25 protein-coding genes and 1 tRNA gene are annotated in these 24,127 nt (G+C 45.2%); 10 read left to right on the top strand and 16 right to left on the bottom strand.

Going from position 1 to position 24,127, the window contains the following annotated elements; translation table 11 throughout:
• Positions 1–751 (top strand): AI-2E family transporter (locus tag AC1DLM_RS08570; protein ID WP_477569730.1); only part of this gene is annotated, 751 nt, incomplete at its 5' end.
• Between the two features lie 55 nt (positions 752–806).
• Here AC1DLM_RS08570 and AC1DLM_RS08565 read toward each other — a convergent pair.
• Positions 807–1,586 (bottom strand): helix-turn-helix domain-containing protein, encoded by a 780-nt coding sequence (locus AC1DLM_RS08565; RefSeq protein ID WP_477569729.1) that lies wholly within the window; start codon positions 1,584–1,586, stop codon positions 807–809.
• 121 nt (positions 1,587–1,707) lie between these two features.
• On the opposite strand from AC1DLM_RS08565, the gene AC1DLM_RS08560 reads away from it, so the two are divergent.
• Positions 1,708–3,954: an FAD-dependent oxidoreductase gene (locus tag AC1DLM_RS08560; protein ID WP_477569728.1), complete on the top strand. Its 2,247-nt coding sequence runs from the start codon at positions 1,708–1,710 to the stop codon at positions 3,952–3,954.
• Positions 3,955–4,214: 260 nt separating this feature from the next.
• On the top strand, positions 4,215–4,382 hold the full coding sequence (locus tag AC1DLM_RS08555) for a hypothetical protein (protein ID WP_162261632.1): 168 nt from the start codon (positions 4,215–4,217) through the stop codon (positions 4,380–4,382).
• 517 nt (positions 4,383–4,899) lie between these two features.
• Here the strand turns inward: AC1DLM_RS08555 and AC1DLM_RS08550 are convergent.
• The 5 genes from AC1DLM_RS08550 to AC1DLM_RS08530 form a co-directional block, all read right to left on the bottom strand.
• Positions 4,900–5,112, bottom strand: coding sequence for a hypothetical protein (locus AC1DLM_RS08550; protein ID WP_171633989.1), 213 nt, complete (start codon positions 5,110–5,112; stop codon positions 4,900–4,902).
• A gap of 99 nt (positions 5,113–5,211) precedes the next feature.
• Positions 5,212–6,087, bottom strand: a complete 876-nt coding sequence (locus AC1DLM_RS08545; protein WP_477569727.1) for a M14 family metallopeptidase — start codon at positions 6,085–6,087, stop codon at positions 5,212–5,214.
• A gap of 123 nt (positions 6,088–6,210) precedes the next feature.
• Entirely contained in the window at positions 6,211–7,020 is an 810-nt protein-coding gene (racE, locus tag AC1DLM_RS08540; RefSeq protein ID WP_477569726.1) for a glutamate racemase, read from the bottom strand.
• Between the two features lie 113 nt (positions 7,021–7,133).
• Entirely contained in the window at positions 7,134–8,126 is a 993-nt protein-coding gene (locus tag AC1DLM_RS08535; protein WP_477569725.1) for a polysaccharide deacetylase family protein, read from the bottom strand.
• Between the two features lie 89 nt (positions 8,127–8,215).
• The gene (locus tag AC1DLM_RS08530; RefSeq protein ID WP_477569736.1) at positions 8,216–8,638 is read right to left on the bottom strand and encodes a disulfide oxidoreductase; all 423 of its coding nucleotides are present in this window, start codon (positions 8,636–8,638) and stop codon (positions 8,216–8,218) included.
• A gap of 205 nt (positions 8,639–8,843) precedes the next feature.
• Here AC1DLM_RS08530 and AC1DLM_RS08525 point away from each other — a divergent pair, with 205 nt between their 5' ends.
• Entirely contained in the window at positions 8,844–9,506 is a 663-nt protein-coding gene (locus tag AC1DLM_RS08525) for a helix-turn-helix domain-containing protein (protein ID WP_441988032.1), read from the top strand.
• A 118-nt stretch (positions 9,507–9,624) separates the two neighbouring features.
• Positions 9,625–10,749, top strand: coding sequence for a phosphodiester glycosidase family protein (locus AC1DLM_RS08520; protein ID WP_477569724.1), 1,125 nt, complete (start codon positions 9,625–9,627; stop codon positions 10,747–10,749).
• Between the two features lie 53 nt (positions 10,750–10,802).
• On the opposite strand, the gene AC1DLM_RS08515 is transcribed toward AC1DLM_RS08520, so the two are convergent.
• Positions 10,803–11,168, bottom strand: a complete 366-nt coding sequence (locus AC1DLM_RS08515) for a YtxH domain-containing protein (protein ID WP_477569723.1) — start codon at positions 11,166–11,168, stop codon at positions 10,803–10,805.
• Between the two features lie 14 nt (positions 11,169–11,182).
• Positions 11,183–11,629 carry a DUF948 domain-containing protein gene (locus AC1DLM_RS08510; protein ID WP_477569722.1) on the bottom strand — a complete coding sequence of 149 codons (447 nt, stop codon included), beginning with the start codon at positions 11,627–11,629 and terminating at the stop codon, positions 11,183–11,185.
• Positions 11,630–11,809: 180 nt separating this feature from the next.
• Here AC1DLM_RS08510 and AC1DLM_RS08505 point away from each other — a divergent pair, with 180 nt between their 5' ends.
• Together AC1DLM_RS08505 and AC1DLM_RS08500 are read left to right on the top strand one after the other, a co-directional pair.
• On the top strand, positions 11,810–12,445 hold the full coding sequence (locus AC1DLM_RS08505; RefSeq protein WP_477569721.1) for a bifunctional 4-hydroxy-2-oxoglutarate aldolase/2-dehydro-3-deoxy-phosphogluconate aldolase: 636 nt from the start codon (positions 11,810–11,812) through the stop codon (positions 12,443–12,445).
• Between the two features lie 224 nt (positions 12,446–12,669).
• Positions 12,670–14,301, top strand: a complete 1,632-nt coding sequence (locus AC1DLM_RS08500) for an S-layer homology domain-containing protein (protein WP_477569720.1) — start codon at positions 12,670–12,672, stop codon at positions 14,299–14,301.
• An 83-nt stretch (positions 14,302–14,384) separates the two neighbouring features.
• On the opposite strand, the gene AC1DLM_RS08495 is transcribed toward AC1DLM_RS08500, so the two are convergent.
• From AC1DLM_RS08495 to AC1DLM_RS08485, 3 genes are all read right to left on the bottom strand, one after another.
• Positions 14,385–15,638 (bottom strand): S1C family serine protease, encoded by a 1,254-nt coding sequence (locus tag AC1DLM_RS08495; RefSeq protein WP_477569719.1) that lies wholly within the window; start codon positions 15,636–15,638, stop codon positions 14,385–14,387.
• Positions 15,639–15,967: 329 nt separating this feature from the next.
• Positions 15,968–16,636 carry a helix-turn-helix transcriptional regulator gene (locus tag AC1DLM_RS08490; protein ID WP_477569718.1) on the bottom strand — a complete coding sequence of 223 codons (669 nt, stop codon included), beginning with the start codon at positions 16,634–16,636 and terminating at the stop codon, positions 15,968–15,970.
• Between the two features lie 47 nt (positions 16,637–16,683).
• The gene (locus AC1DLM_RS08485) at positions 16,684–17,115 is read right to left on the bottom strand and encodes a DUF86 domain-containing protein (protein ID WP_477569717.1); all 432 of its coding nucleotides are present in this window, start codon (positions 17,113–17,115) and stop codon (positions 16,684–16,686) included.
• A gap of 266 nt (positions 17,116–17,381) precedes the next feature.
• On the opposite strand from AC1DLM_RS08485, the gene AC1DLM_RS08480 reads away from it, so the two are divergent.
• Positions 17,382–18,452, top strand: coding sequence for an acyltransferase (locus tag AC1DLM_RS08480; RefSeq protein WP_477569716.1), 1,071 nt, complete (start codon positions 17,382–17,384; stop codon positions 18,450–18,452).
• An 11-nt stretch (positions 18,453–18,463) separates the two neighbouring features.
• Here AC1DLM_RS08480 and AC1DLM_RS08475 read toward each other — a convergent pair whose 3' ends face one another.
• Complete coding sequence (locus AC1DLM_RS08475) at positions 18,464–19,129, bottom strand: tetratricopeptide repeat protein (RefSeq protein ID WP_477569715.1); 666 nt, start codon at positions 19,127–19,129, stop codon at positions 18,464–18,466.
• A gap of 157 nt (positions 19,130–19,286) precedes the next feature.
• Here AC1DLM_RS08475 and AC1DLM_RS08470 point away from each other — a divergent pair, with 157 nt between their 5' ends.
• Complete coding sequence (locus tag AC1DLM_RS08470) at positions 19,287–19,550, top strand: hypothetical protein (protein ID WP_477569714.1); 264 nt, start codon at positions 19,287–19,289, stop codon at positions 19,548–19,550.
• A 17-nt stretch (positions 19,551–19,567) separates the two neighbouring features.
• Here AC1DLM_RS08470 and AC1DLM_RS08465 read toward each other — a convergent pair whose 3' ends face one another.
• From AC1DLM_RS08465 to AC1DLM_RS08455, 3 genes are all read right to left on the bottom strand, one after another.
• Positions 19,568–21,385: an ABC transporter substrate-binding protein gene (locus tag AC1DLM_RS08465; RefSeq protein ID WP_477569713.1), complete on the bottom strand. Its 1,818-nt coding sequence runs from the start codon at positions 21,383–21,385 to the stop codon at positions 19,568–19,570.
• Between the two features lie 240 nt (positions 21,386–21,625).
• Complete coding sequence (locus tag AC1DLM_RS08460) at positions 21,626–22,144, bottom strand: VanZ family protein (protein WP_441988019.1); 519 nt, start codon at positions 22,142–22,144, stop codon at positions 21,626–21,628.
• Between the two features lie 19 nt (positions 22,145–22,163).
• Positions 22,164–22,451 (bottom strand): hypothetical protein, encoded by a 288-nt coding sequence (locus AC1DLM_RS08455; protein WP_477569712.1) that lies wholly within the window; start codon positions 22,449–22,451, stop codon positions 22,164–22,166.
• A gap of 209 nt (positions 22,452–22,660) precedes the next feature.
• On the opposite strand from AC1DLM_RS08455, the gene AC1DLM_RS08450 reads away from it, so the two are divergent.
• Positions 22,661–22,733, top strand: a tRNA-Ala gene (locus AC1DLM_RS08450).
• Positions 22,734–23,341: 608 nt separating this feature from the next.
• On the opposite strand, the gene AC1DLM_RS08445 is transcribed toward AC1DLM_RS08450, so the two are convergent.
• Positions 23,342–24,103 carry a metallophosphoesterase gene (locus AC1DLM_RS08445; RefSeq protein ID WP_477569711.1) on the bottom strand — a complete coding sequence of 254 codons (762 nt, stop codon included), beginning with the start codon at positions 24,101–24,103 and terminating at the stop codon, positions 23,342–23,344.
• Positions 24,104–24,127 lie beyond the last annotated feature (24 nt).

Here is a 24,127-nt window from a genome sequence, read left to right as displayed (position 1 = left end):
ATTCCAAGCCCTGCCCGACGATGTGACTGGCAAAGCCAAAGATTATGCTGGCCAATTTGCTGGCAAAGCGTCTACGTTCCTAGTTGCCTTTTTATCAGGATTGGTCGCTTCCCTGACCTCCTTCTCCACGTTCATGTTCAATTTCATCGTCGGCATCATTCTCGCATACTTCTTAAGCATCGAAATTGAATCTTGGAAACGTATTGCAAGTGAGCAAACACCGAACACATTCAAATCTGCCTTCTTTTTTCTAAAAGAAAATGTTGTGAAGGGGATCGTATCTTACGTAAAAGCACAAGCCAAGCTCATCACATTAACGTTCATCGTTGTTTTTATCGCCTTGCTCGTACTGAATGTGAATAATGCATTTTCTATCGCCCTATTGTCAGCGATTTTCGATGTCCTTCCATTGCTCGGTGTTTCCACTTTATTCATCCCGTGGATTATTTACTTGTTCATCGTTGGTAATACAACGCTGGCGATCTGGCTAAGTTCACTGCTCCTCGTCGTGATTCTCGTCAGACAAATTATGGAACCCAAAATCACAGGTGAATCCTTAGGGGTATCGGCATTTACAACTCTTGCGTTTATGATTATCTCCCTATCCCTCTTTGGGGTAGCCGGGGTGATTCTCTCGCCAGTGCTGATCATTCTGATCAAAGCCTTACATACGCAAGGATATTTGCAGCGTTGGATCCGCAAGCCTGAGAACGAATATACCGAAGGAAAACTGCCGTATACGGGCAATTGAAAGAAGAGCTAAGCGGGTTAAATCGCTTAGCTCTTTTGCTTTTGGCTGACACCCGCTATACGCGATGCATGCTGCGATAAATAGAGGGGGCCATGCCGATTTTACTCGTAAACACGCGGCTCAAATAAAAGCCATTCTCATACCCGCATTGGGACGCGATCACGTCCAAGGTGAATGACGTACTTTCTAATAGATGCCTCGCTCTTGTTAACCGTAAATCATTAATAAATTCCGTTGGTGTTTGGGCAAAGGCTTTCCGAAACCTACGGGTAAACTGAACAGGCGTCAGCGCCAGTTTTTGAGCCAAATTCAACATCGAAAGATTGCCGTAAGCATGTTCGGCAAGAAAACTCCGTGCTTGGTCCATTTGTTCATCCATGATGGTCTCAGCGGGACTCTCCTGGATCATCCTCTCCATTTGTACCATTCGCAAGAGATCATTCACAAGGTGCAGCTTATGCTGTGTGCTCTCTTCATCCCACCCTTGCAAAGTTCGCAAATAGCGATAACTGGATGTTAAACGTGGCAGGTCTAGTAACGACAGTTTTCCTTGCCACTTCGGATCATGCTCTATTTGGGCTTCCCCTATAAACTGTATAAAGTGAAAGCTCAGCGGCTCTACCGTTTTTCTACGAAAAACCGTACGAGGGGGGCAAAGCACAAAATCTCCAAATCTAGCCTCGCCTTGCTCCTCGCCAATTTCATAGAAAAAGCTCCCCTCCTCCACGGCAAATATCGTCCAACATGGATAGGTATCACGCTCGAACATGAATTCGTTTTTCTGATGCCAAAACACATGTGATAKAAGCTTCAAGGCAAGATCCCGATTTGTCATGTCACACGCTCCGTTGAATGAAATAAAGTATATGCTTATTGTAACTCACTGTATGTTAAAAGGGTATTATCTATTCTAAAATGCAAGGTATAGCTAGTTAATCATAGTGAGGTGCTCCTATATGAAACATGAAATCGTTACATCTGATATTACCGTCATTGGCGGAGGCTTGGCTGGTGTTTGCGCCGMAGTTGCTGCAGCACGTTTAGGTCAAACTGTTTCTTTAGTTCAAAATCGGCCTGTTCTTGGCGGAAATGCAAGCAGTGAAATACGTGTGTGGGTATGTGGTGCCACCTCTCATGGTGTCCATCGCAACGCCCGGGAAACCGGCATTATGGGCGAACTTTTCGTAGAGAATCAATATCGAAATATCGATGGTAACCCTTATATCTGGGATTTGATTGTGCTTGAGAAAGTGAAAGCTGAGCCCAATATTACGTTGTTCCTCAACACAGATGTCCACGAGGTTGATGCTTCAGGTGATGAAGATCATCGCACCATTCAAGCCGTCACAGGTTGGATGATGGGCTCGGAGCGAAGAATCCGATTCATAAGTCGTGTTTTCCTCGATTGTACGGGGGATGGTCTAGTTGGCTTCCTTGCTGGTGCTAAATTCCGTATTGGCCGTGAAGCTCAACATGAATTAAACGAGGAATGGGCGCCACTCGTGCCGGATGATATCACACTAGGAAGCACGCTGCTCTTTTACACTAAGGATGCTGGTCGCCCAGTGAAATATATCGCTCCGAGTTTTGCCAAAGATATCACACAAACTTCAATTCCTATGAAACGTGTCATTCGCAGTGGCGATAATGGATGCGCTTACTGGTGGATTGAATGGGGCGGCGAGCATGACACCGTCCATGATAATGAGCGAATTCGAGATGAACTCTCMTCCGTTATCTATGGGATTTGGGATTATATCAAAAACTCCGGCAAATTTGACAGCGACAATCTAACTTTGGAATGGATCGGGTCAATTCCAGGGAAACGGGAATATCGTCGCTTCGTAGGGGACTACGTCCTGAATCAAAATGACGTGATTGCCCAAGAGTTCTTCGAGGACCGCGTTGCCTTCGGCGGCTGGTCGATTGATTTGCATCCACCGCAAGGCATGTATTCGACGGAAAGCGGCTCTAAGCATATGCATATGGATGGTTCCTATCATATCCCGTTCCGTTCCCTCTATTCGACCAATGTGTCGAATATGCTCATGGCTGGACGCAATATCAGCGCGTCCCACGTTGCTTTCGGCACAACACGTGTCATGGCGACATGTGCGGTTATTGGCGAAGCTGCGGGTACAGGCGCCGCCCTGTGCGCAGCCAAAGGGATCTCGCCGCGCGAGCTGCACAGCGAGCACTTGAATGAGCTGCAGCAGACGCTGCTGCGGCAGGATGCGTCGATTCTCGGCGTGGTGAATAACGACGAGGGAGATCTTGTTCGCAGCGCGACGCTGAAGGCCTCCAGCGCGCTGACAGAGCTGGCTTTGGAGCAGTCGGCTGGTGTTTATCCTTTGGAGACGCCTGCAGCGCTTCTAGTGCCCGTAGATCCTTTTCTTAATGGCATAGAGCTATTAGTCGATGCGACTGCTGATACAGAGTTTACTGTCGAACTGTGGGACACAGGCAAGCCGCAGAATTACGTCCCTCATACGCTCATAGCGTCGGTTGTCGTGCCTGTAGCTGAGGGAATGAAGCAGTGGGTTACAGCTGCGCTGAACTGGGAGCCTGCACATGCTCAGAACGCATTCATCGTGCTCAAAAGCAACCCTGCTCTAGCTGTACATCTATCCGATCGCCCGCAATCTGGCGTACTGTCCTTTAAGAACAATACGGTAACGACAAGTACCGCTGACTTCGGGGAAATGCATCCTAATCAACCTGTGATCGACTGGAGTCCCTATAGCTTTAAACGGAAGCCATTCTGTTTCCGACTCCTCTCACCTACTTCCGCCTTCGCAGCTGAGAAAGCAGCTGATGGATATAAGCGGCCTTACGGCAGCCCGCATCTATGGTCTTCCGCTGGAGGAACTGGCAACGAGGAATGGCTTGAGGCGAGCTGGACCGAGGCTCAAAGTATTGGGAACGTGCACATTACATTCAATGATGACGTCAACGAGGATCTTATTAACTTGCATCACCATCGTACCGAATTCGAAATCATCCCTGAACTCGTTAAGGATTATCAAGTGCAAGCATGGGTTGGAGAGTCGTGGACAACAGTTGTTGAGGCGACCAACAATCATACTCGGCACCATGTTCATGTGTTAGACAGCGCCGTATCAACGAACCGTCTGCGTGTTGTTGTTGCTTCAACGAATGGATCAGCGCATGCAGAAATCGTGGAATTACGTTGTTATCGTTAAAATAGTGAATAGGAAAGAACCGATATCGCCATGTGCTTCATGGTTGAGATCGGTTCTTTTTTGCGCTGACTTGAAGAAAGAACATGGATGGTCTTCCCACTTTGATTGCTCGTATCGGTATAAATACACTCGGACAAGCCCCCTTAATTATTTGAAAAATAGGCCAGCTTTGCCCTTGTTTAACCTTACATGATGTGTTATATTAAAAGTGCATAGAATCAAGGTTTTCGCTTTTAAAAGCTGACATAGGAGTGATGAAAATGTTACAAATTCCGCATGGCGAAGAAATTATTCGTGTTGAAATGACAGTTAAGGAAGCGCTTGCACTAACTGGAACGAAATTTGCCCAAAGCAACAAACTTGAGACAGACGCAATGAAGAAGCTCAAACAATCTTTAGCAGATAAATTACTCACACCAAACCATTAATTCATACACATATGGAGCTCCACGAGATTACCTCGTGGAGCTTTTTATTTTTGTTCTGGAGGCATCTATGGGGATCTACAGTGCAAACTTCCGGTTCCTAAGTCGGCGCTTGTCGTCGGAAATGAATTAACTGGAAATTGTACAGCTATTATTTGGAAATTCGCCCGAAAATTCAATTTAGATGGAAAATAGGTAGTTAATTTCACCTCATTCGATCCTATCTGCAAAAACGCAGGTAATTAACTGTACATTATCCATCTAAACGTGATTTCAGCCTAAATTCGAATGAATTAGCTACTTAAAATCCATCTATTCGTGTCAATCGGCGGCATACTAGGGGGGCGAGGGGTTGTGGGGGTTGTGGGAGTTGTCGGAGTTATGGGAGTTGCCGGAGTTGAGGAGTTGCGGGAGTTGCGGGAGTTGCGTGTGTTGCGGGAGTGACGGGAGTTTGTCTTATTCAACTTGTTGTGAGTTGTAAATAGACAAAAAATCCACCCCTCCAAGGGGCGGATCCTGGTTAGTTGATTTTTCTACGTGTCAAAATACACGGAACACCTCTGCCGACAGCCCCAGGCTGTGACATCATATCCAGATAGCGCATGCCCCTTGCGCAAGGTGTTTTGCACACCGAACAAGTGGCAGACTCAACCATCCTCATCGTGTATTGAGCACGAGATGAAAGTTCCTTTTTCTTCTTAACAACTTTGCCTTTACCTTTAGGTGGTGCCATGTTCACGCCTCCCCAACAGCTTCCTTTCCTCAGTATATGAAGTCTGGGCAAAGTCGGTTCGTGGCGAAGGCAAGCAAGTTGAAGAAACTTGTCTTGAGATTATAATTCCAAGGCCGTCAATAAGATAGGAACGACTTCCTCATAAAGTAACGCAAACGTTTCAACTGGCAGAGGATTGACGCCGAACCCCACCTCAACTGTAAAGCCTGGTCGCCGAAACTGTTGAATGAACCAATCTTTATACCCTGCATCACTGCCTGTAAGCTTCACAGCCTCGTAATTACTGGCTAAGGCCAACCTCTCTGCAAGTGCTTCAGCTTCAGCTGGTTCATAATCACGGTAATTCCAATAAATTTCTCTCCCCTGTGTATGTAAGGAAACGACAAGCTCGAAGTCATGACACTCGGTGAACCCCGCTAATGCCGCGGCTTCCGGTTCAGATAGCGGAGCTTCACCGCCATAATCACGCTCGCCTGGTCCTTCCTGTTCTCTTCGCAGCTTCTCTTCTTCCCAATGGGCAGGGAATTGGTCATTGAGGTCTACGCCGCGGATATTCGCCTTCCAATTTATAAACGATAAGGAGCCTTTATTCCATGCCAACAATGTCTCACGATATGGATGTTCTTCGGGCAGTCCATGCAGTACCAGCTCAACCCCGTCTGGATTGACCATAGGCACGACCCATAAGGCATACTCTGACAAAATACGTCTAACATTACGCCCCTGCCATGCCGTCCCTCTTGCATAAGCACATGCCAGATCTTCAACAAATTGCATCAGCAAGGGGGCTGTTATCCATTCATTCGCATGCATAGCTGCATTGAAATGGATTTCCTTCGTACCGTGCCCTATACGCAGCGCATGAATGTCCCTCCCCATCGCACTTTGGCCAATACACGCCATTTGCAAAAATGGATATATTTTGCCTAAACGATTCAGCTCCTGTACCAATGTCTGATAGCCATATCCTAACACACAACCACCTGCCTTTTACTTCTTTCGTATGGCTAATCTTATGATTAGATTGCTTGACCCATGCGGTATCTCAGTTCCACGAGATGAAATAAAAATAGACCCGAAAGGGTCTATTTGCATCACTTAAATAATACTCGGCACTTGCCACACGACAGGCATGAAGGCAATATAATCCTTGAGCCAATTCTCAGCAATCTGCCGAAACACAGTTGGCGTACCACTGCAGAAAAACTGATGAATCGGTATTTCATTGGATTTCGTTTGCATGCCTCTCTGAGAAAGGATTGTACTTATGTCTCTGGCTGTCTCTTCGGCCGAAGAAATTAATGTCACTTCAGGCCCCATAACTTGTGAAATGGATTCCATCAGAAACGGGTAATGGGTACATCCCAGAATTAAGCAATCAATCGGCTTATCTTTCAAGGGACTCAGGGATTGCTCCACGATGGAATGCGTACGATCACTACTAAAAAGTCCTCTCTCAACAAATGGAGCTAGTAACGGACATGCCTCACTATATACATGAATATCTGGCGAAATCTGCCTCAGCGCGGTTTCATACGCTTGGCTGCGAATCGTTCCATCCGTGCCAATGACACCGATCCTACCGCTTCGAGTCATTTTGATTGCTGCTCTAGCTCCTGGTGAAATCACGCCTACGACAGGAATCGAGACGCGCGCGCGTATGTCTTCAATCGCGACAGCAGTCGCCGTATTACAGGCAATCACAATCATTTTGGGATTAAACTGAAGTAAGTAGTCTACAATTTGACGAGTAAAGTGACGAACTTCACTAGCAGGTCGGGGGMCGTAGGGGCTCCTGGCTGTATCTCCAAAATAGATGACCTTTTCATGCGGCAGCTGTTTCATAACTTCTTTTACAACAGTTAACCCTCCGACTCCGGAGTCCAGTACGGCTATCGCTTGCTGCACACATATCCGCTTCCTTTGCCGGTTGATGAATTGATATAAACCACATGGTTAGGATATGTGCGGCCAAGCTTAAAGGTACCAAGAGTACTACACAGATTTAGACCTAATCTTCTTTACTTTTTCGGCTGAAGCTCAGTTACAAGTCCGAATTCATACCCTCTCTTTTTGATTTCTTTACAAATACGATCCAGCGCCTGCATGTTCTCAACGGACCCTTGATGCATCAGAATCACATTGCCGTCATGCAAATTATTCATAATATCGTTGTACGGATCCTCAGCTCCATTCGCTCTAGGCTCCCAATCACGCATGGCTGTAGACCAGAACACAGACGTATAGCCCATTTCAGAAACAAGACTTAAATTATGAGCATTATAGTGCCCGTAAKGGAAACGGAAATAGTTCCCGACCTCTTTACCAGTGATTTGCTTATACACGACTTCAAAATCCTTAATTTCCTTGCGGATCTGATCATCCGTCAAATCATTAAAATCAGTATGTGTCATCGTATGGTTCGCAACATAATGACCGTCTGCCACAATTCTTTTCAAATAATCCGGGTTCTTCTTGATGTTGTTTCCTGTGATAAAAAAGTTCGCTTTCACATTGTTCTCTTTGAGTGATTTCAGCATGAGATCAACCTCAATGAGCGGTCCTCCTGCATCAATCGTTAAATAGACTTTTTTCCCGGTCCCAACCCAGACTGCTTTCTGGTCACTGGTAAAGGATTTGGTTTCATGCGGAAAATCAGGAACTTGCCCTGTTTTTTTCTTCATATAGTACCAAGAATACGGAGTCCGATCTGCGGGTAAAGGTTTCGTTTTAGCAGGTTCAGGTGTGGCTTTAGGTGTCGCACTAGGCGTCGGTGTAGCTGGTGATGCACTTGGTACTGTCGTTGTCTGAGGTATTGGTGTTGGTGCCGTTGTCGGCGATGGTTTAACCGTTTGCGTAGGAGATGGTGTTGGCGAAAATCTAGGGGAAATAACTGGACTGGCTTTGGCAGCCGCTTCCGTGCCGACAGGGGCAGTTAGGCTTATATCTGCACAACCGACCAACGAAACACTCAGTATGATCAGCAGTGCAGCTTTATGGGTATGTTTAATCATGAGATACACCTCGAGATAGGAATGGATTCTTCATCCATCTTATTCGACAGTGAATGACAATTTACCTGCCTAACGATTGATTTTGGGAGTTATTTTGTAGCGCGGTAAGTCAAGTATTGTAGAACAGTAAGTAGGATAAACGCTGTTCCAGCCAGCATCGGAATTGTAATAAATCCAAGCCAGTTTAAATAATCGGAATCACAAGCAATGGGACCGCAACCTGTACCCGTTTCTTTGAAAACACCCATTTGTAATAAAACATGATAGATGGAGATGCAAGCTCCCCAAATCGTTAACGGCAACACGTAGATGGTTATTTTGTAATCTCTACGAACGGCTGCAATGCCTAGAATGACGACCAATGGATACATAAGAATTCGCTGATACCAGCAAAGTTTACAGGGTGCAAAATGCAAAATTTCCGAGAAATATAAGCTTCCTAGCGTCGCAATTAAGGCAACTAGCCATGAGATATGCATGCCGTTGTCTCTCAGCCATTTTTTTAACATGATGAAATCGTCCCCTTTCTACTCCCCTATTATAAAAAAATAGAAGTAAGAAGTCACGGGATTGATTCTCGCGACCTACCAAATTCGCAATTTACTTACGAATCATATAAGATGTTCACATTCTACTCAGGTAATTAGTACCAATAAGTGCTATAAACGTTTCTATTTTGAGCCAATTCAATTACAATTAACATATGGAGGGATTCCTATGATGAAGCAATTTGAAGGATTCGGTAAATTTTTGGAGAGCTTACGTGGAAAGATGTCCTTACGTGAAGCAGCGAACAAGAGTGGCCTGTCCCATGCCTATATTAGAGATTTAGAATTAGAGCGTAACCGTTCGACGAATGAAAAGATTAAACCATCCCCTGTCACGTTAAAAAAACTGTCGGATGCCTATAAGTTTTCGTATACAGATCTCATGGAAAAAGCTGGATATCTCGAAAAAGTTAACCAAGATAGTCAATCGACACCGTTAACTCTGCCCCTAGAAGACATCCTTTTTATAGAAATTGGATCTACCGAAATGACGTATCATACTCGGATCGGTAATCGCACGATACCCATGCAATCACTCTTAGATTTCAGTCTTTTCTTAGACCAACTAGAAGATCAAGGGTTTAAGAAAATGGATACGGATCTATTCGTCAATTTGTCTCACGTTAAGAAATATGATGCACAAGCAGGTAAACTTTATTTCGATCCATTAGGTGTGAGCCTGAGCGTAACGATTGCTGCCCTGCGCCAGAAGAAATACCATGATCTTATTCTACGCAGTGTCGCCTATCATGCAGGGAACGATCTGGAATATCAATTTGATAAAAGTACGATAAATGACTCTCTACTCGCCTCACTTCAACGACAAAATTAAGTATTTTACAAAAAAAGGAGAAAATTTCAGGGAAATCTGAAACTTATTCTCCTTTCTTTTCGTCTTATTAGTTGACAGTGTGGACTTGATTAGCGTTAGAGAGGATAGATGCCTAAGCATGGCTGTTCAACAAACAACCGCCCAGACTACCTTGCAAGCCCGCGTAAAGCGCAAACGTTCTAAAGGAATACGCTTTTTGTCGTATACAGTCCTTACGATCACCATTCTAGCAATCTTAGGATTAAGTTGGTTTTTCCTGACTGCTTCGGGGTCGAGCTTGCGTTTCATGATGGCGGATACCATCATCACCACTCAGCATCGGGATTGGGCCAAATATTTAATTGGCACATCCGAGTTGCAGAAACGTGTAGCCGCGTATACGAAAAGCTTTGATGAAATGGGTACCGAGAAGGATTTAGGACTTGTCGAACTCGCACCTGTGCCGTCCTACACACCTACCGAAGTCGTAGCTCCAGTAAAAAAAGATTTAGTAACTATCGAGAATATTTCGGGTCCCAATTTCAAAGGTAAGCTTGTAACCATTTCAGACCCTACCAAGCTTCGCATAGCAGTGCCAGAGAAAGCAGGTAAAGGGGAAAAAGTGTCCTCCATGGTCAAACGTACCGGGGCGATCCTCGGTGTGAATGGCGGTGGATTTATTGATCCGAACTGGGAAGGCAATGGCTTTCAACCCGAAGGCGTTGTCATCTCTGGAGGCAAAATCTTCTACAATGACAAAGGTATGAACGGTACCGTACAGATCGTTGGGATCGATAAGCAAGGCCGAATGATTTCAGGAAAATATAAAGTATCTGAGCTGCTCGAAATGGGTGTTCAAGAAGCCGTTTCCTTCAGCCCTCGTTTTATCGTGAACGGTGTTGGCCAAGTCAAAAGTCAAGCAGATGGCTGGGGCATCGCACCGCGAACGTGCATGGCTCAAACGAAGGACGGAGCGATTCTATTCGCCATCATTGATGGCAGACAAACGCACAGTATTGGTGCAACGCTCTATGATGTGCAGGAAATTTTCTTAGCGCATGGTGCAATTACCGCGGCGAACCTGGATGGTGGCGCATCAACCGTGCTGGTCCACAATAATGCTATTATTAATAAACCTTCAAGTGAATACGGTGAACGCTATCTCCCTACCGCATGGTTGCTTTTCGATCATCCTGAGACCGCTGATATTAAGAATGTTTGGGAAGGACTCGATATTAGTAAAATTGATCCTTCCAAATGGTAAACAAAGAAGCAGAGTACTCCTCGAAGGAGCGCTCTGCTTCTTTGTTTATCATTCTATCGGCCTACGATGACCAAATCTTCTGCGGCTTCCGATGCTGCGATCTCGTCTTGAATATCATCCTCAGATTGCGAATCTTTCCAAGAGCGAACGGTCTCGACAACACTTGCTGCTGTATCCTTGGCTTTACCAACGAGATCCGTAGTTGTCGTACTCACTGTTTTGGCAGCTGCTTGCGTTTTTTGACTAACTGTAGTGGCCAGTTGCACGGTTTTGTCGCTTACCACAGTAGCTCCTTCTGCAATATCACTTCGTAGCTCACGACCTGATTTCGGTGCGAACAGCAGCGCTGCTGCAGCCCCAACTAAACCGCCTACGACTGCACCGATGAGAAGATCTTTACCTTTTTTTCCATTGGACATGTGATATCCACTCCTTAATGATCTGATTTCGCACTCCGCTGCGCCTGCCATCTCTGCCATAGCTCATACCCTGTCGTTGCCCATTCCATGATGTCGTGAATACGCTTCTGGTGCGTATGTACGACCTTTTCCGCACCTAGTAAGGAATCATTCATCATGTGTGAGGCTTTGCGCAGCGTGGAAGCGACTTCCCCGACTGCCTTCCCTGCCTTTTCAACCGATTGAATACTTGGCTCTAAAGCAAGGACTTGCAAATGTACCTCTTCCGTAAGCTGCCCTAATTGCTTCATTAGATTCTCCGCATGCTCTGTCGTATGGACAATTTGCTGCTTAACTTCAATAACCGTATCCCCTAACAAGCGAAGCGTTCGCGTAGCCGTAATAAACATGCGAACGGTAAAGACAATGAGCACTAAACAAGCAACTGCCAAGCTGACGATACTGATCTCACTCCATGTCATGTAGGTCACCTCCTATGAGCTGAGAGCTGTGAGGGCTGATGAGGCTTCTAGACGAATGCCTATGAATTACTACAGTATAGGTAGGTAGGGCTTGTTTTGACACAAGCGGATTGGAAAAATTTCAGGAACCTGTCATAATGAATAACAAAAATGTGGTATTTGAGTTGGGAGAATCGACAAATGAACCGAGAACAAGGCTTACAAGAAATTGAACGCACACGTATCGTGGCAATCGTCCGGGGCGTTCAAGAGGCACACATACTATCTGTTGCTGAAGCACTTCATCAAGGTKGGATCACCGTTATGGAAGTAACGCTAAACACACCTGGTGCGCTCACTATGATCTCTAACCTTCAAAAGCAATGGGGAGATCACATGTTCATTGGAGCAGGCACTGTGCTGGATCTGGAGGACGCCAAACAAGCTGTTGCTGCCGGGGCTGCTTTTCTGGTCACTCCGAATTTGGATGAGGAGGTCATCCGCTGGTCGAAGCAAGAGGGCATCCCGATCTTCCCTGGTGCGATGACGCCGACCGAAGTTGTGAAAGCATGGAAAGCCGGTGCGACCGCCGTTAAAATATTCCCAAGTGCAAGCTTAGGCTTGCCCTACATTAAGGAATTGATGGGGCCATTGGATCACATCCCAATGATGGCTGTCGGTGGCGTAACCGAAGGCAATATCAAGCAATTTTTGAGCATCGGCTGCTATGGACTAGGCATTGGTGGCTCCCTCATCAACCTGAAGGAAATCGAAGCCGGCAATTTCGGCTGGATCACGGAAAAGGCGGTTCAATTGCTCGCGGCGTCGCGTGCATGAGAAGGAGAAAACGGAGTTCGCGAGTGATCGCGGCTCCGTTTTTTTTGCAGCTGCGTGGACTAATTAGCTCTGATAGGCGACATTATTGGGACAAATTTCCAAGTGACGGACTCAAATAGAACCTAAACTCTCGAAGTCTATCAACATAGGAGGTGAATCCATCGTTTATGAGAGACGATCAGTTCGGTGAAAATCAAATAGAGAGAAAAAGGAGTGCATTCCGTGTGAAATCAATAACTGGAAAAGTTTCTCGAGTTTTAGCTCTATTCATGTTCGTTTCTATTCTAGTACCTGTGATTGCGTATGGTGCAACGCTAGGCATCAAGTCGTACACATACGACAAGACGACAGGGAATGTTACAGCAACCGTTTATAGTGACGTTTATGACAATGTATCTGGAGCTGTCTATCTAAATATGTATGCTCCTAATAGTAGTCTGATAAAGAAGACCTACATGTCTGATTACACCAATATAACGACCGTAGGTGGAGTTACTTACTACAATTTCACGTTCAATACAGGTATAACAGCTAACGTATATGACGCCGTTTATTTAGAAGGTGAATATAATTCTACGGTTTCTAGCCGTGTATATGCGACAGATGCCAATCCTGATGTACCGGGATGCATGATTAACTGTGGCGGCGGTTATGGTGGGGGTGGAGGTTGGATACCACCAGTAACTGGGACTAGCATTAGTGTACCTAGTAACGGTGAAGTTAACGAGGATAGTCTGAAGACTGCGCTAGCTTCAAGTGCGAACGTTGAACTCAAACTATTCGGAGACATCGCCCTTATTCCAGCAGCTGCTTTAGTTGATGCTGTTGGCAAATCGGGCTCTATGATTACTGTAATGTCAGATAACGGAACTTATATGCTTCCTCTTTCGATCCTAGATTTGAATGCTTTGGCCAAATCGCTTGGTATTGCAGTGAAGGATTTGAAGATCAAAGTAGGTATTACAAAGCTTACCGGTGATTCCGCTACTGCGGTAACTACTGCAGCCGCTGCAATCGGTGCTAAAGCTATCACAGATGCCGTAGATTTTAATGTCATTGCTGTAGGTCCAGATGGCAAAACAACGTCTATTGATTTTGGCAAAACGTATGTCTCTCGCTCCCTTAACATTTCAAATGCTGTAGATTCCAAGATGGTTACTGGCGTTCTCTTCAACGAGACAACGAATAAGATAAGCTTTGTTCCTGCAATCTTCGATGTTAAAGATGGCAAAACAGTTGCCATACTGAAGCGTAACGACAATAGCATCTACACAGTAGTCGAAATGAATAAAAACTTTACAGATATTGAATCCCACTGGTCTAAGGATGATGTAAGTCTCCTTGCCAATAAACTCGTGATTGATGGGATGACRGATACAACATTCGCTCCTGACCTCAATATTACTCGTGCTGAATTTGCAGCTCTGGCTATTCGTTCCTTAGGTTTAAACCTGGAAACTTCAACATCGACATTCAGCGATATCCAAGCTTCCGATTGGTACGCTACGACCGTTGCAACTGCAGCTAAAGCAGGCATCATTGATGGATATGAAGACGGGTCATTTAAGCCAGATGCTCAGATCACTCGTGAAGAGCTTACCGCTATGATTGTACGTACAATGAACTATGCAGGACTGAAATCAGCGATTTCTGACTCGCAGCAACTCGCGTTGTTAAACAAATTCAGCGATTCTGACCACATCATTTGGGCACAGAAAGAAATGGCTACGGCTATCGACGTTGGGATTATCAATGGCTTGACGGAGACAACACTCGGCCCTAGCAACCAAGCGACTCGCGCAGAGGCCGCTGCTATGCTGAAACGATTCCTAAGTAAAGCTGGTTTCATTAATTAATCTTTACGTACGCCCATGTATGAGAAAACGGAGCTCGCGAGTAATCGCGGCTCCTTTTTTATTAAGGCATTTTCGTGGGCTGTTTAACTTTGATAGGCGGCAACTGCATTTTTATCTCCAACTTCGACGGATACGTCCTTCGTTTGACCATCGCGCGAAATTTTCACCTTCAAAGCATCCCCAACAGCAGCGGCTTGGACCGCTTTCGTTAGTTCCTCCGTATTCGCAATTCCTTTACCGTTCACTTCCGTAATGACATCAAACTGGCGAATTCCTGCTTTGAACGCTGGCGAACCTTGCTGTACTTCAGCAACGACCACTCCATTGGTGCTATTAATTTGCAAATCCTGCAGCATGTCATCCGTAATATTTTGCAACGCTACGCCAATGTAGGGTGCTGGATCTTTCGGAATAGTTTCATTGTTTTTCAATTTATCTACGACTGAGCTGATGGTGCTTGCCGGGATCGCAAAGCCCATTCCCTGCGCTTCGGCATTAACAGCCGTATTAATCCCAATGACTTCACCATTCAAATTCAACAGCGGCCCACCAGAGTTACCAGGGTTAATGGCCGTATCCGTTTGTAACAAATGCTTGTAATTACGTGTCCCCTGCTCATCATCAATGCTGATTTCACGTTCTTTAGCGCTTAATACGCCTGTTGTAACGGAATAATCGAAGTCATATGGATTCCCAATCGCAACAACCCACTCTCCTACTTCAGCTGCATTTGAATCCCCGATTTTCAGTGCTGGAAAAGCTTTGTCTCCTTGAATTTTGAGTACAGCCAAATCTAAATCATAGCTGCTGCCAAGTAGCGTTGCCTTAAATGGGGTATCATAACCTTGTACGTAAACATCGATTTCGTCTGCTCCGTCAATGACATGCTCATTCGTTAAGATATAGCCGCTATCTTCAAAAATGAAACCAGAACCGATCCCATTCTCAATCGTATCTCCACTTTGCGTTCCTTGCTGCTGCGAATTTCTTCGCGAGCCTGATGTGCTTGTTTGCTTGACTTTCGTTTCAATTTTGACGATGGCTGGACTCGACGCTTTCGTAATTTGGGAAATACTATTGGTTCCCAAATTGTTCAACGAAGCCGTTTGAACACCAGCTGCAGCTGAGTTCGCTGCTGAAGCCGCGGTGGCGCTGGACTGCACAGTTTGCGTATCATAGCCAAAGAGGTTCAATTTGTCCGAAGTAAACATCAATCCACCAACGACAACCGCACCCGCCATAAAAGCTGCAAAAATTGGCTTTACTCTCGAGTTGCTTGGTTTACGCTCCACTTTTATTTCATTCAAGTTCACGTTATTGTTCATATCTTCATTCATACGATTACCGCCTCTCGATTGCTATCATTTTGTTGTCTTGCTGATAGATCAAGTATAGAACGCTAACCTGAAGTGATACTTAAACAGGGCTGATAGCTGTATGAATGCTAGCTGAAAGTATGCTGAAGAGTGTTGCACAGCTCCAGGTGACTATGGTGAGGGCTGTAAGTCGATTTTTTCGACTTACGGTGCTCCAATTGACTATGGAGAGGCGTACAAGTCGATTTCTGACGTTACAGCATGGAATCGAGCTGTAGAGGTGGCACTAGCGCCCAGCTCGCACAAAAAAGAAGTTAAGCAGACCTGTCTGCTTAACTTCTTTTTCGAAGCTATTTATTTTGACGTATGATATACACACATTTATTAGCACCTTTGGCGAGACACTCTGTACGTTCTACTTCGGCATCGAGCAAATTACGGAACAGCGCTAACTCACACTGGCATGCCTGCTGAAAGGTGTTGGCCACCTTTGCAATGGGGCAGTTATGCTCGTTAAAGATATAAGCATCATCACCTTGCGCGGACCAGTCAACCATGTAGCCATTCTCATTCTGAATGTGCGCTAATTCAGCCACACGATCTTCTAAGCTCTTGGCTTGCATCCTTGACTGATAGCGAGCTTCGAGCTTCCCCTGTCTACCTTCAAAGAGCCGTTCGATTTTATCTTGACCTTCGTCTTCTAATAACTCGTCTAATAAATCCAAAGTTAACTGCGAATATTTCTTGGGAAATAATTCGTCAGCCTGAGGCGCTAAGGTATACACACTTGTAGGACGTCCCATAGCTTGCCTTACGAGCTTAGCCTCGAGCAAATCATCCTTCTCCATCGAATGAATATGTCGTCTAACGGCCATCTCTGTGATCCCAAGTTGTTTAGCCATATCTTGTACACTTAACGGTCCCTGCGTTTTGAGCATAGAAAGAATCACTTTACGCGTCGATGTTTCTAGTATTTGATTCACGCTCTCACCTGCCCTCGGAACTCGTTTAGGTCTCATTTTACAGCATCACAGGCAATAAGTAAATTATGAAACACTTATGTATGTTATGCCAATTCACTTTTGATAAATGCGCGAACGGATGCCGCGAATTCCTCAAAAGCCGCTGGGAGTTTCGGTATTAATGGATGCAAGTCTTGGCGAGGCCATTCTACAAAGTCCTGTACTAGCGGCTTGCGCAGCTTCACTAATTGCAGCAACGTCTCCGTCAAAGACTCTGAATAAGCCCCTTCTCCATGTACGATTTCTACGATGTCTTCATAGCTGCTTGCATCTCTTAATATAAAAGCATCAATGAGCAAGCTCCCAATATCCGTCACCGTTTCGATCGCCAAATGAAGTACTCGTTCTTGCGAAAGCTGCCAAGTCAGATTCTGCTTACCTTGTGTCCATTGCGCCTCTAATTGCTGACTCGTCTCAGCGAGTACCGACAGAAACTGAATGCGCCCATCAATTTGTTCATGATTAATAAAATACATGGTCTATCTCCGTCCTCTTTTTMGCCATTTCGTCCATACCAACATCGCAAAAAAAGTGATAATAACCAAAAATATGAGTAAAACCGCCTGCATCAAATATTCATAACTCACGTACATTCACCCTCTTGATTGATCTCTTTACATGCTATCAACAGTTTATCTCGGGTAGGTGAGAGCGTCAAGCTACTCGGGCTTTCATTCCTATAACCATTGTCCTCCTATGGGGATCATGTTACAGTGAAACGAGAGAAAAAAGGAGAATTTGCATGATGTTATCTAAGCCCAAGCTGTCAGAAATCGACATCGTACGCGCGCTTGCCATCTTTGCTGTCGTACTTATTCATGGTACCTCTAGCGCCACTCAACTTCCTGTTGGGACAGGCTCCCAGGCTTTCTTTTTCATCCTGAACAAAGCTAGTTTGTTTACGGTTCCTTTGTTTATCTGGATTAGCGGTCTCGTCTTGTTTTATTCGTATTATGACCGTTGGGAGCCCAAGATGGCACGTGTTTTTTGGACAAAAAGACTGCACAAGATATTAATTCCTTATATCATTTGGTCCATATTCTATTATTTGTATAACCAAATCATGTTTCATGGCACGATAGATGTTGATGCGTTTCATCTATTTAAATTGCTCCTCTCGGGCAATGCGAGCTATCATCTCTATTACATCGTCATTATCGTTCAGTTCTATGCGCTGTTCCCMTTGATGATTGCTGCGATCAAACGTTACGCGTGGCTGCGTCGCGGCCTGATTCCTCTAGGTATCGGCATTCAAGCGGCATCCTATACCTTTCATCATTGGGTAATCCCGCTGCCTGAGTATGCGACGTTATGCTTAAGCTATACGGCTTCTTTCTGCTTCGGTGCCTTCATGGGCATCTATTATCCAACGTTAGTGACTTGGGCGATTCGTTACAAAAGGTGGATAGGGATCGCCGTCTATGTAGCTGGTGGCGCTTATGTCGGCATGCTCCTGCTTCAGCAATATGGTCTCGCTATGATCGAAAATACGTGGTTCGAGCTAGCTCTGCTCGCTTATTGCCTGACCATCCCACTCGTCTGTGTGCCGTGGGCGCGCAACCAGATAGGGCGCGGCTCACGCTTCAGCGCCTTCTTATCTGCCTTAGGCGCAGCCTCCTTCGGCATCTATCTCGTGCATCCCGCGATTCTCACCCTGTGGGATCGCGTTACGCCAGAGCCAGAGCCAGCGCCTGGGCGCCTTTGGCTCTATGATGTGCACACCGCAGCAGCCGTACTTATCGGGCTGCTGGGTGCTTTACTGCTCACGCGCGGCTACGCTCGCGCAGTACAAAAAGGTTCCGCTCGCAGATGAGCGGAACCTTTCTATTTCATGCGCGCTAGCCAGGCMCAGCGCCGCTGCTGTCTGCGGCTGTAGCGAGGCAAGCCGCGGTAAATGTCCAGCGCCTCGCGATACGCGCGCTTGGCGTCTTCCTGGCGGCCGAGCTGCTGGTACAGCTGGCCGAGTCGGTAGTAAGCCTCGACCGAGGAAGAGTGCAGGTCGCGGAATTGTTCAATAAACTGCGCCGCACGCTCCGGAGCAAGGGGAGCTAGCGCCTCGCCGAGGCGCAGGTGGGCCTCGCCATATTTTACACGAGGATTGAGTTCGATCGCTTTCAGCATAAAGGTTTCACCCTCAGCTATTCGGCCAAGTTTCAGAAGACACAGTCCAATTTCATAATGAACGTCGGCAGATTCCTGCATGATTGGTAGTGTTTGTTCCAAATAAGGCAGCGCTTCTTGATATTTTTTGCGTTCAATCAGAATGCGCGCCAAGTCCAGCTTCGCTGACGTATTGTGCGGGTTCGCATGAAGATCAATTCGTAGACGTGATGCTCTTCGATTCAACTGAAACGGTCTCCAAATATTCGGCAGGATACCAACGTATCTTCTGTCCAACACATACAGAATGACAAGTAAAATAAGTAACGCTAGAAACGGATTACCAACGATCCGCCAGAGCAATCCAAATAATAGTATTTTGATAAGCATGGTGTACTCCCCCTTTTCAACTTCCTTATACTACCATATTATGCTGATTATGTTTACCCCTTCCGTAAGAAAAAAAGGTCGTAAAGGGAAGGAGTTTCTACCATTCGAGATTTTTCGCCAGCAGTGCTATACTAGAAAGAAAAAAGGGAGCTTTGACATGAAAGATTCGCATAAGGCTATATGGCTGAAGAGAAAGAAACTAGGCCGCTCTAGATATTTAATTATGTTCGGGATTGTACCTTGGGGTATCGGCGCTGCAATCCTCACGACCTTACTTGAATATATTAGCTTTCAATCCATTAATTCCGCTTGGATTCCTATTCGATTAATCGTATTCGCATTCATAGGCTTTTTCGTTGCAAATGGACGCTGGGTTGCGATGGAACACCGCTTTGAGCCACCTGCTCCTAGACGACCGTAAGGTCGTTTTTTTGTTTATCAAACACTTGGTGTAAACCAAATTTCACGGAAATCAATCCAGCCTAAATCGTTGATTGTTACCCCTTTAATCGAGTCATGATACGTCGTTTGTTGGGAGCGATGAAGGACGAAAAGAAACGATTTCTCCTCCTGAAGCTCGGCAATCAATTGATGTAAGCCACAAATACGCTCATCTAGGCTCGGATTACTCAGAATCCCCTCCATATTCGAATCCACCCACGCCAGCCGTTCTTCATTCAAATGTGCGCGCACATAGCTATTGCTTTGTTTCAATGTTTGGATGATATGAAGGTCATAATTGCTTTCCATGCAAATGTGATAAAAAATAAGATCAGCTTCGTCAATGGTGTCCATCTTTGTCATGTCGGACTCACTCCGAATCGTGATCTCGATGGGAATCCCAATCTGCGCACACTGCCGGCAAATCCACATGGCATCCTCATTGTTATTCCGATAGACATACATATGTAACGTTTCGCCGTTGTAGCCCATTTCATTTAGCAAACGCTTGGCTTCTTCAAAATCCGTCCTAGACCTCACTAGCGGCTCCATTGTCGGAATAAAACTGCTTGCGGGTGCTTCTCGAAAACCACCCAGCTCGCCAATCATTCGCTCACGATCTATAACCAAATCAACCGCTTTTCTAAAATTAGGATGGTACTGCGGCCCTTTTTTATTGCGATTAAACGTTAATAAGCTGCATCCCATAATGGTTTGTTCAATTTGATGCCATTCTGAATCTTTATCAATCGCGCCTACCGGCTTACTCGAATTCGATTGGCCACGATACACTTGGATCTTATCATAGCTTGGTGTTGATTCCTGCAGATCCGAAGGCAGCAGCCAGAATTCGATGAGATCCATATGCGGCCTCACACCGAAATAACTATCAAACGCTCGCAGCTTGCAAATGTAATCATCGTTTCTCTCCAGCCTGAACGGCCCCGTCCCAATGGGCATTCGCCCAAAAATTGATTCATTATCCCGGCATATTTCCTCGGGAACAATCGCCATCGAGGTATGAGCCAGCTGTTGAAGAAACAGCACATTCGGCTGGCTTAATTCAATAGCAATCGAACTTCGATTCAGTACTGTAATCGTCTCAATGCTTTCGGTCATCCAACCTTGCGTGGCAGCCTGACCAAGCTTCTTTAATCGCGACAAAGAGTAACTTACATCATACGCTGTCATCTCTCTGCCATGATGGAACAGCACGCCTTTTCGCAAATAAAACGTATAATACAAGCCATTCTCACTAATTTCCCAATAATGAGCCAAGTGCGGCTCGATCACCCTTGTCTGTGGATTATAACGTATGAGGGTATCGAAAATTTGACTCACTAGATGAAAATCAAACGCAAAAAAGGTGTGAGCAGGATCCAGCGTCACCAACCATTTGTAAACAGGCACGCGTAATGTATCCTTAAACCGCTCCTCATGCTCAACCGTACGATAGCCAAAAAAGCTGAACAACCACTCGATAAAGGAGTCCTGAAGTGCCTCTCCCTTGCCTAGTTGATGAATCAGCTCAATCGTGCCTAAATAATCGCCTCGATTGGCAAGCGCCATCGCTTGATTCGAGATCATGTCTTCCGATGAGACCAAAAAAGTAAGCTCTGAGATGTTCCCTCTCCCCCGGCCAGGTTTCCAGGAAATCCAATTCTGATCACTCATCTTTTTCAATAAAATCTTTACATTCCGTGTCGAGCAATATAATCTGTCCGCTAATTCTTCTAATGTAATGGGCTGCGGTTTATGCTCAACACCATGCTCAAAACCCGCACGTAGCTCCAGAAAATGAGTAAGTAGCTGCATCTTCAACGTCCTTTCTAAAAGGGGAAATCATTGAAGTGAATTATACTCTTTTTGTTCCCCTTATTCTAGCGTAAACTAAACGTATCAGGAAAAGAAAGGAAAGTGAACCTCAAATGCAACCAACAGACCTCTATGTTTCAGAGAAATTAATGGAGTGGCAACAGCAAGATTTGGAAAGCCAGTCCCGCGAGCATTGGAAATGGCAATCCGTTAAAAAAAGAARAGTCTACGTCCTTCTAACTAGCTTATTCTTCTGGAATTAATTCGATTACGTATGGAAACCACCACGACAATCAGAATGAGCGCACACAGAATACCAACTCCGTCGACGACTACATCGATGCCGTGCCCCGTTCGGTCCTTCACGAACGATTGRTGCCACTCATCTGTCATTGCGTACAGCAATGAGATTAGGAAGGAGCTGATCAAAGCTATGTTCATTCTGACAGGTTTTGCAAGTAAAGCTATTGACCAAAGCAGGGCAAGCACAGCGTATTCGCTAACGTGCCCTGCTTTTCTTATGAAGAATTCAATCAAATTAATGGGATCTTGCCATGAAATCACTTGATGATCATAGGTAAACTTCACTTTGGGGATATGTTCTTTCAACTTTTCAGTGGAAAATTTCGATTCCAAGTATGGCTTCAAGCTCTGCTGCTGGTATGGCTCGGCAGATTTCATATAGATGAAAGCCATCCATAGAATGGCTGCCACTAGGAACACGTAGAATACCGTCTTCGATCGTGTTAACTTCGGCATAACGGCCCCTTTCTCTCTCTCACGGATTCATTTTTTTGCGAATACTGAATAGGGCAAAAAATTCAATAACCATTAAATTCACTGCGGATACACCATAAAACGCCATCCCAAACATCATCTGAAACTGATCTGTCGTGACAGACTTCCACCACAAAGCTGCAAGACCCGTCAGCACAATATTTAACGCCGTCGTGATCCAAAAGGAGAACCCTAAACGGTTCGTTTTTCGCATCAAAAGAACACCAATCACAAACGGCACTACGAAAGCGATACCCAAGTAAATCMAATACAATACTGCGTTTGACACTCTACGTCACTCCCAAACGTTCAACTAGTTTATATTACTAGGTTAGCATGAAATTACGGACGAAAACAACGTTCGACCCCCGTTTGCAACAGAATCGACATACAGCATCTAAGATGCACATAAGCTAGAAAAATCCTGAATGACAGGTATTGCCTGCCGCGATATATTCATGTATAATACAAAAAGTCGACGTTTGTAAGCGACATCACGGGGCCTTAGCTCAGCTGGGAGAGCGCATCGCTGGCAGCGATGAGGTCAGGGGTTCGATCCCCCTAGGCTCCATACAATAAAAACCACGATCCTTAGGGATCGTGGTTTTTTGTATGGACCATGGGGGTGAGAACCCCTCAGGGTTCGCCCGCGCGGACGGAGCCGAAGGTGGAGGAGCACGGCGTCTGAATCCACCGCTAAAAGTCCTCGTCGAGTTCACTTCGTCAGCTATTTAAGTAAAGATTCGGACATCCCCCTAGGCTCCATACGAACGAAATAAAAAGAACATATCATCAGACATGTTCTTTTTTTCGTTCTTGAAGCCGTATGGGGGTGAGAACCCCTCAGGGTTCGCCCGCGCGGACGGAGCCGAAGGTGGAGGAGCACGGCGTCTGAATCCACCGCTAAAAGTCTTCGTCGAGTTCACTTCGTCAGCTATTTAAGTAAAGATTCGGACATCCCCCTAGGCTCCATACGAACGAAATAAAAAGAACATATCATCAGACATGTTCTTTTTTTCGTTCTTGAAGCCGTATGGGGATGAGAACCCCTGAGGGGTTCGCCCGCGCGGACGGAGCCGAAGGTGGAGGAGCACGGCGTCTGAATCCACCGCTAAAAGTCCTCATCGAGTTCGCTTCGTCAGCCATTTAAATCAGGATTCGGACATCCCTTCTCCCAACCTACAAATAATGCATCGTTACCTCACTTCGAACTAAAAATCTTGCATTAATACCCGTCTGCCCGATTCCCTTAGAAATGTAGTAAACCCCATATTGATTCTTATGTAGACCCTTATATATCCCCATGCGAGGCAATTTACCCGCGTCTTTTATTCTAAATAAAAATGGCAGATTAAATTGTTTGCCATGCAGATGTCCAGCCATTAAATAGTCGTATGACTTATTTAAATCTAGAACGATATTCGGATCGTGCGTAATAATGACTTTCGTTTTAGTTTGATCAACTTTTTGAAAGGATTTTTCTATATTGCTCTTGCCTGAATCAAAATCATCAATGCCAATTAGTTCGATTTGATCTAGATGCACTGTTTCATTTCTTAATACATGTAAGCCATACTTCCTTAATAGTTTGATTACATCCATGACATTTTTTTGCTGATAATCATGATTGCCGAGTACGCAATAAATCGGTATTTGACCAACAGTCATAGCTCTTAGATACTTTTCTAATTTGAAGAGACTTTTACGTTGTTTGGTAAAATCACCCGTAATACAAATAAGGTTTGGTTTTTCTTTATTGATAATCGTAGTTAGTCTTGTAGGACTAATTCTTAATCGTTCTACATGCAAGTCACTAATCTGTAGGATTTTTAAATTTAAATCCAGTGGATAGCTAATCCGTTCAATTTTTAGCCATTGTGTAGGTAAGATGAAAAGAATATAGACCAATAGAATTAGAATCACTATGTATACAAAGATCATTTCACCATTCTCCTCACATACAAG

It is taken from the genome of Paenibacillus sp. 01T442 (assembly GCF_056398345.1).
This window is presented reverse-complemented; position numbering and strand designations above follow the sequence as displayed.

Bases quoted from the DNA above. Each gene is read 5' to 3' on its own strand.
- AC1DLM_RS08470 (WP_477569714.1), top strand. From the start codon at position 19,287: ATGAAAGATTCGCATAAGGCTATATGGCTGAAGAGAAAGAAACTAGGC.
- AC1DLM_RS08495 (WP_477569719.1), bottom strand. From the start codon at position 15,638: ATGAATGAAGATATGAACAATAACGTGAACTTGAATGAAATAAAAGTG.
- AC1DLM_RS08550 (WP_171633989.1), bottom strand. From the start codon at position 5,112: ATGGCACCACCTAAAGGTAAAGGCAAAGTTGTTAAGAAGAAAAAGGAA.
- AC1DLM_RS08510 (WP_477569722.1), bottom strand. From the start codon at position 11,629: ATGACATGGAGTGAGATCAGTATCGTCAGCTTGGCAGTTGCTTGTTTA.
- AC1DLM_RS08555 (WP_162261632.1), top strand. From the start codon at position 4,215: ATGTTACAAATTCCGCATGGCGAAGAAATTATTCGTGTTGAAATGACA.
- AC1DLM_RS08445 (WP_477569711.1), bottom strand. From the start codon at position 24,103: ATGATCTTTGTATACATAGTGATTCTAATTCTATTGGTCTATATTCTT.
- AC1DLM_RS08525 (WP_441988032.1), top strand. From the start codon at position 8,844: ATGATGAAGCAATTTGAAGGATTCGGTAAATTTTTGGAGAGCTTACGT.
- AC1DLM_RS08485 (WP_477569717.1), bottom strand. From the start codon at position 17,115: ATGTATTTTATTAATCATGAACAAATTGATGGGCGCATTCAGTTTCTG.
- AC1DLM_RS08465 (WP_477569713.1), bottom strand. From the start codon at position 21,385: ATGCAGCTACTTACTCATTTTCTGGAGCTACGTGCGGGTTTTGAGCAT.
- AC1DLM_RS08515 (WP_477569723.1), bottom strand. From the start codon at position 11,168: ATGTCCAATGGAAAAAAAGGTAAAGATCTTCTCATCGGTGCAGTCGTA.
- AC1DLM_RS08490 (WP_477569718.1), bottom strand. From the start codon at position 16,636: ATGAGACCTAAACGAGTTCCGAGGGCAGGTGAGAGCGTGAATCAAATA.
- AC1DLM_RS08520 (WP_477569724.1), top strand. From the start codon at position 9,625: ATGGCTGTTCAACAAACAACCGCCCAGACTACCTTGCAAGCCCGCGTA.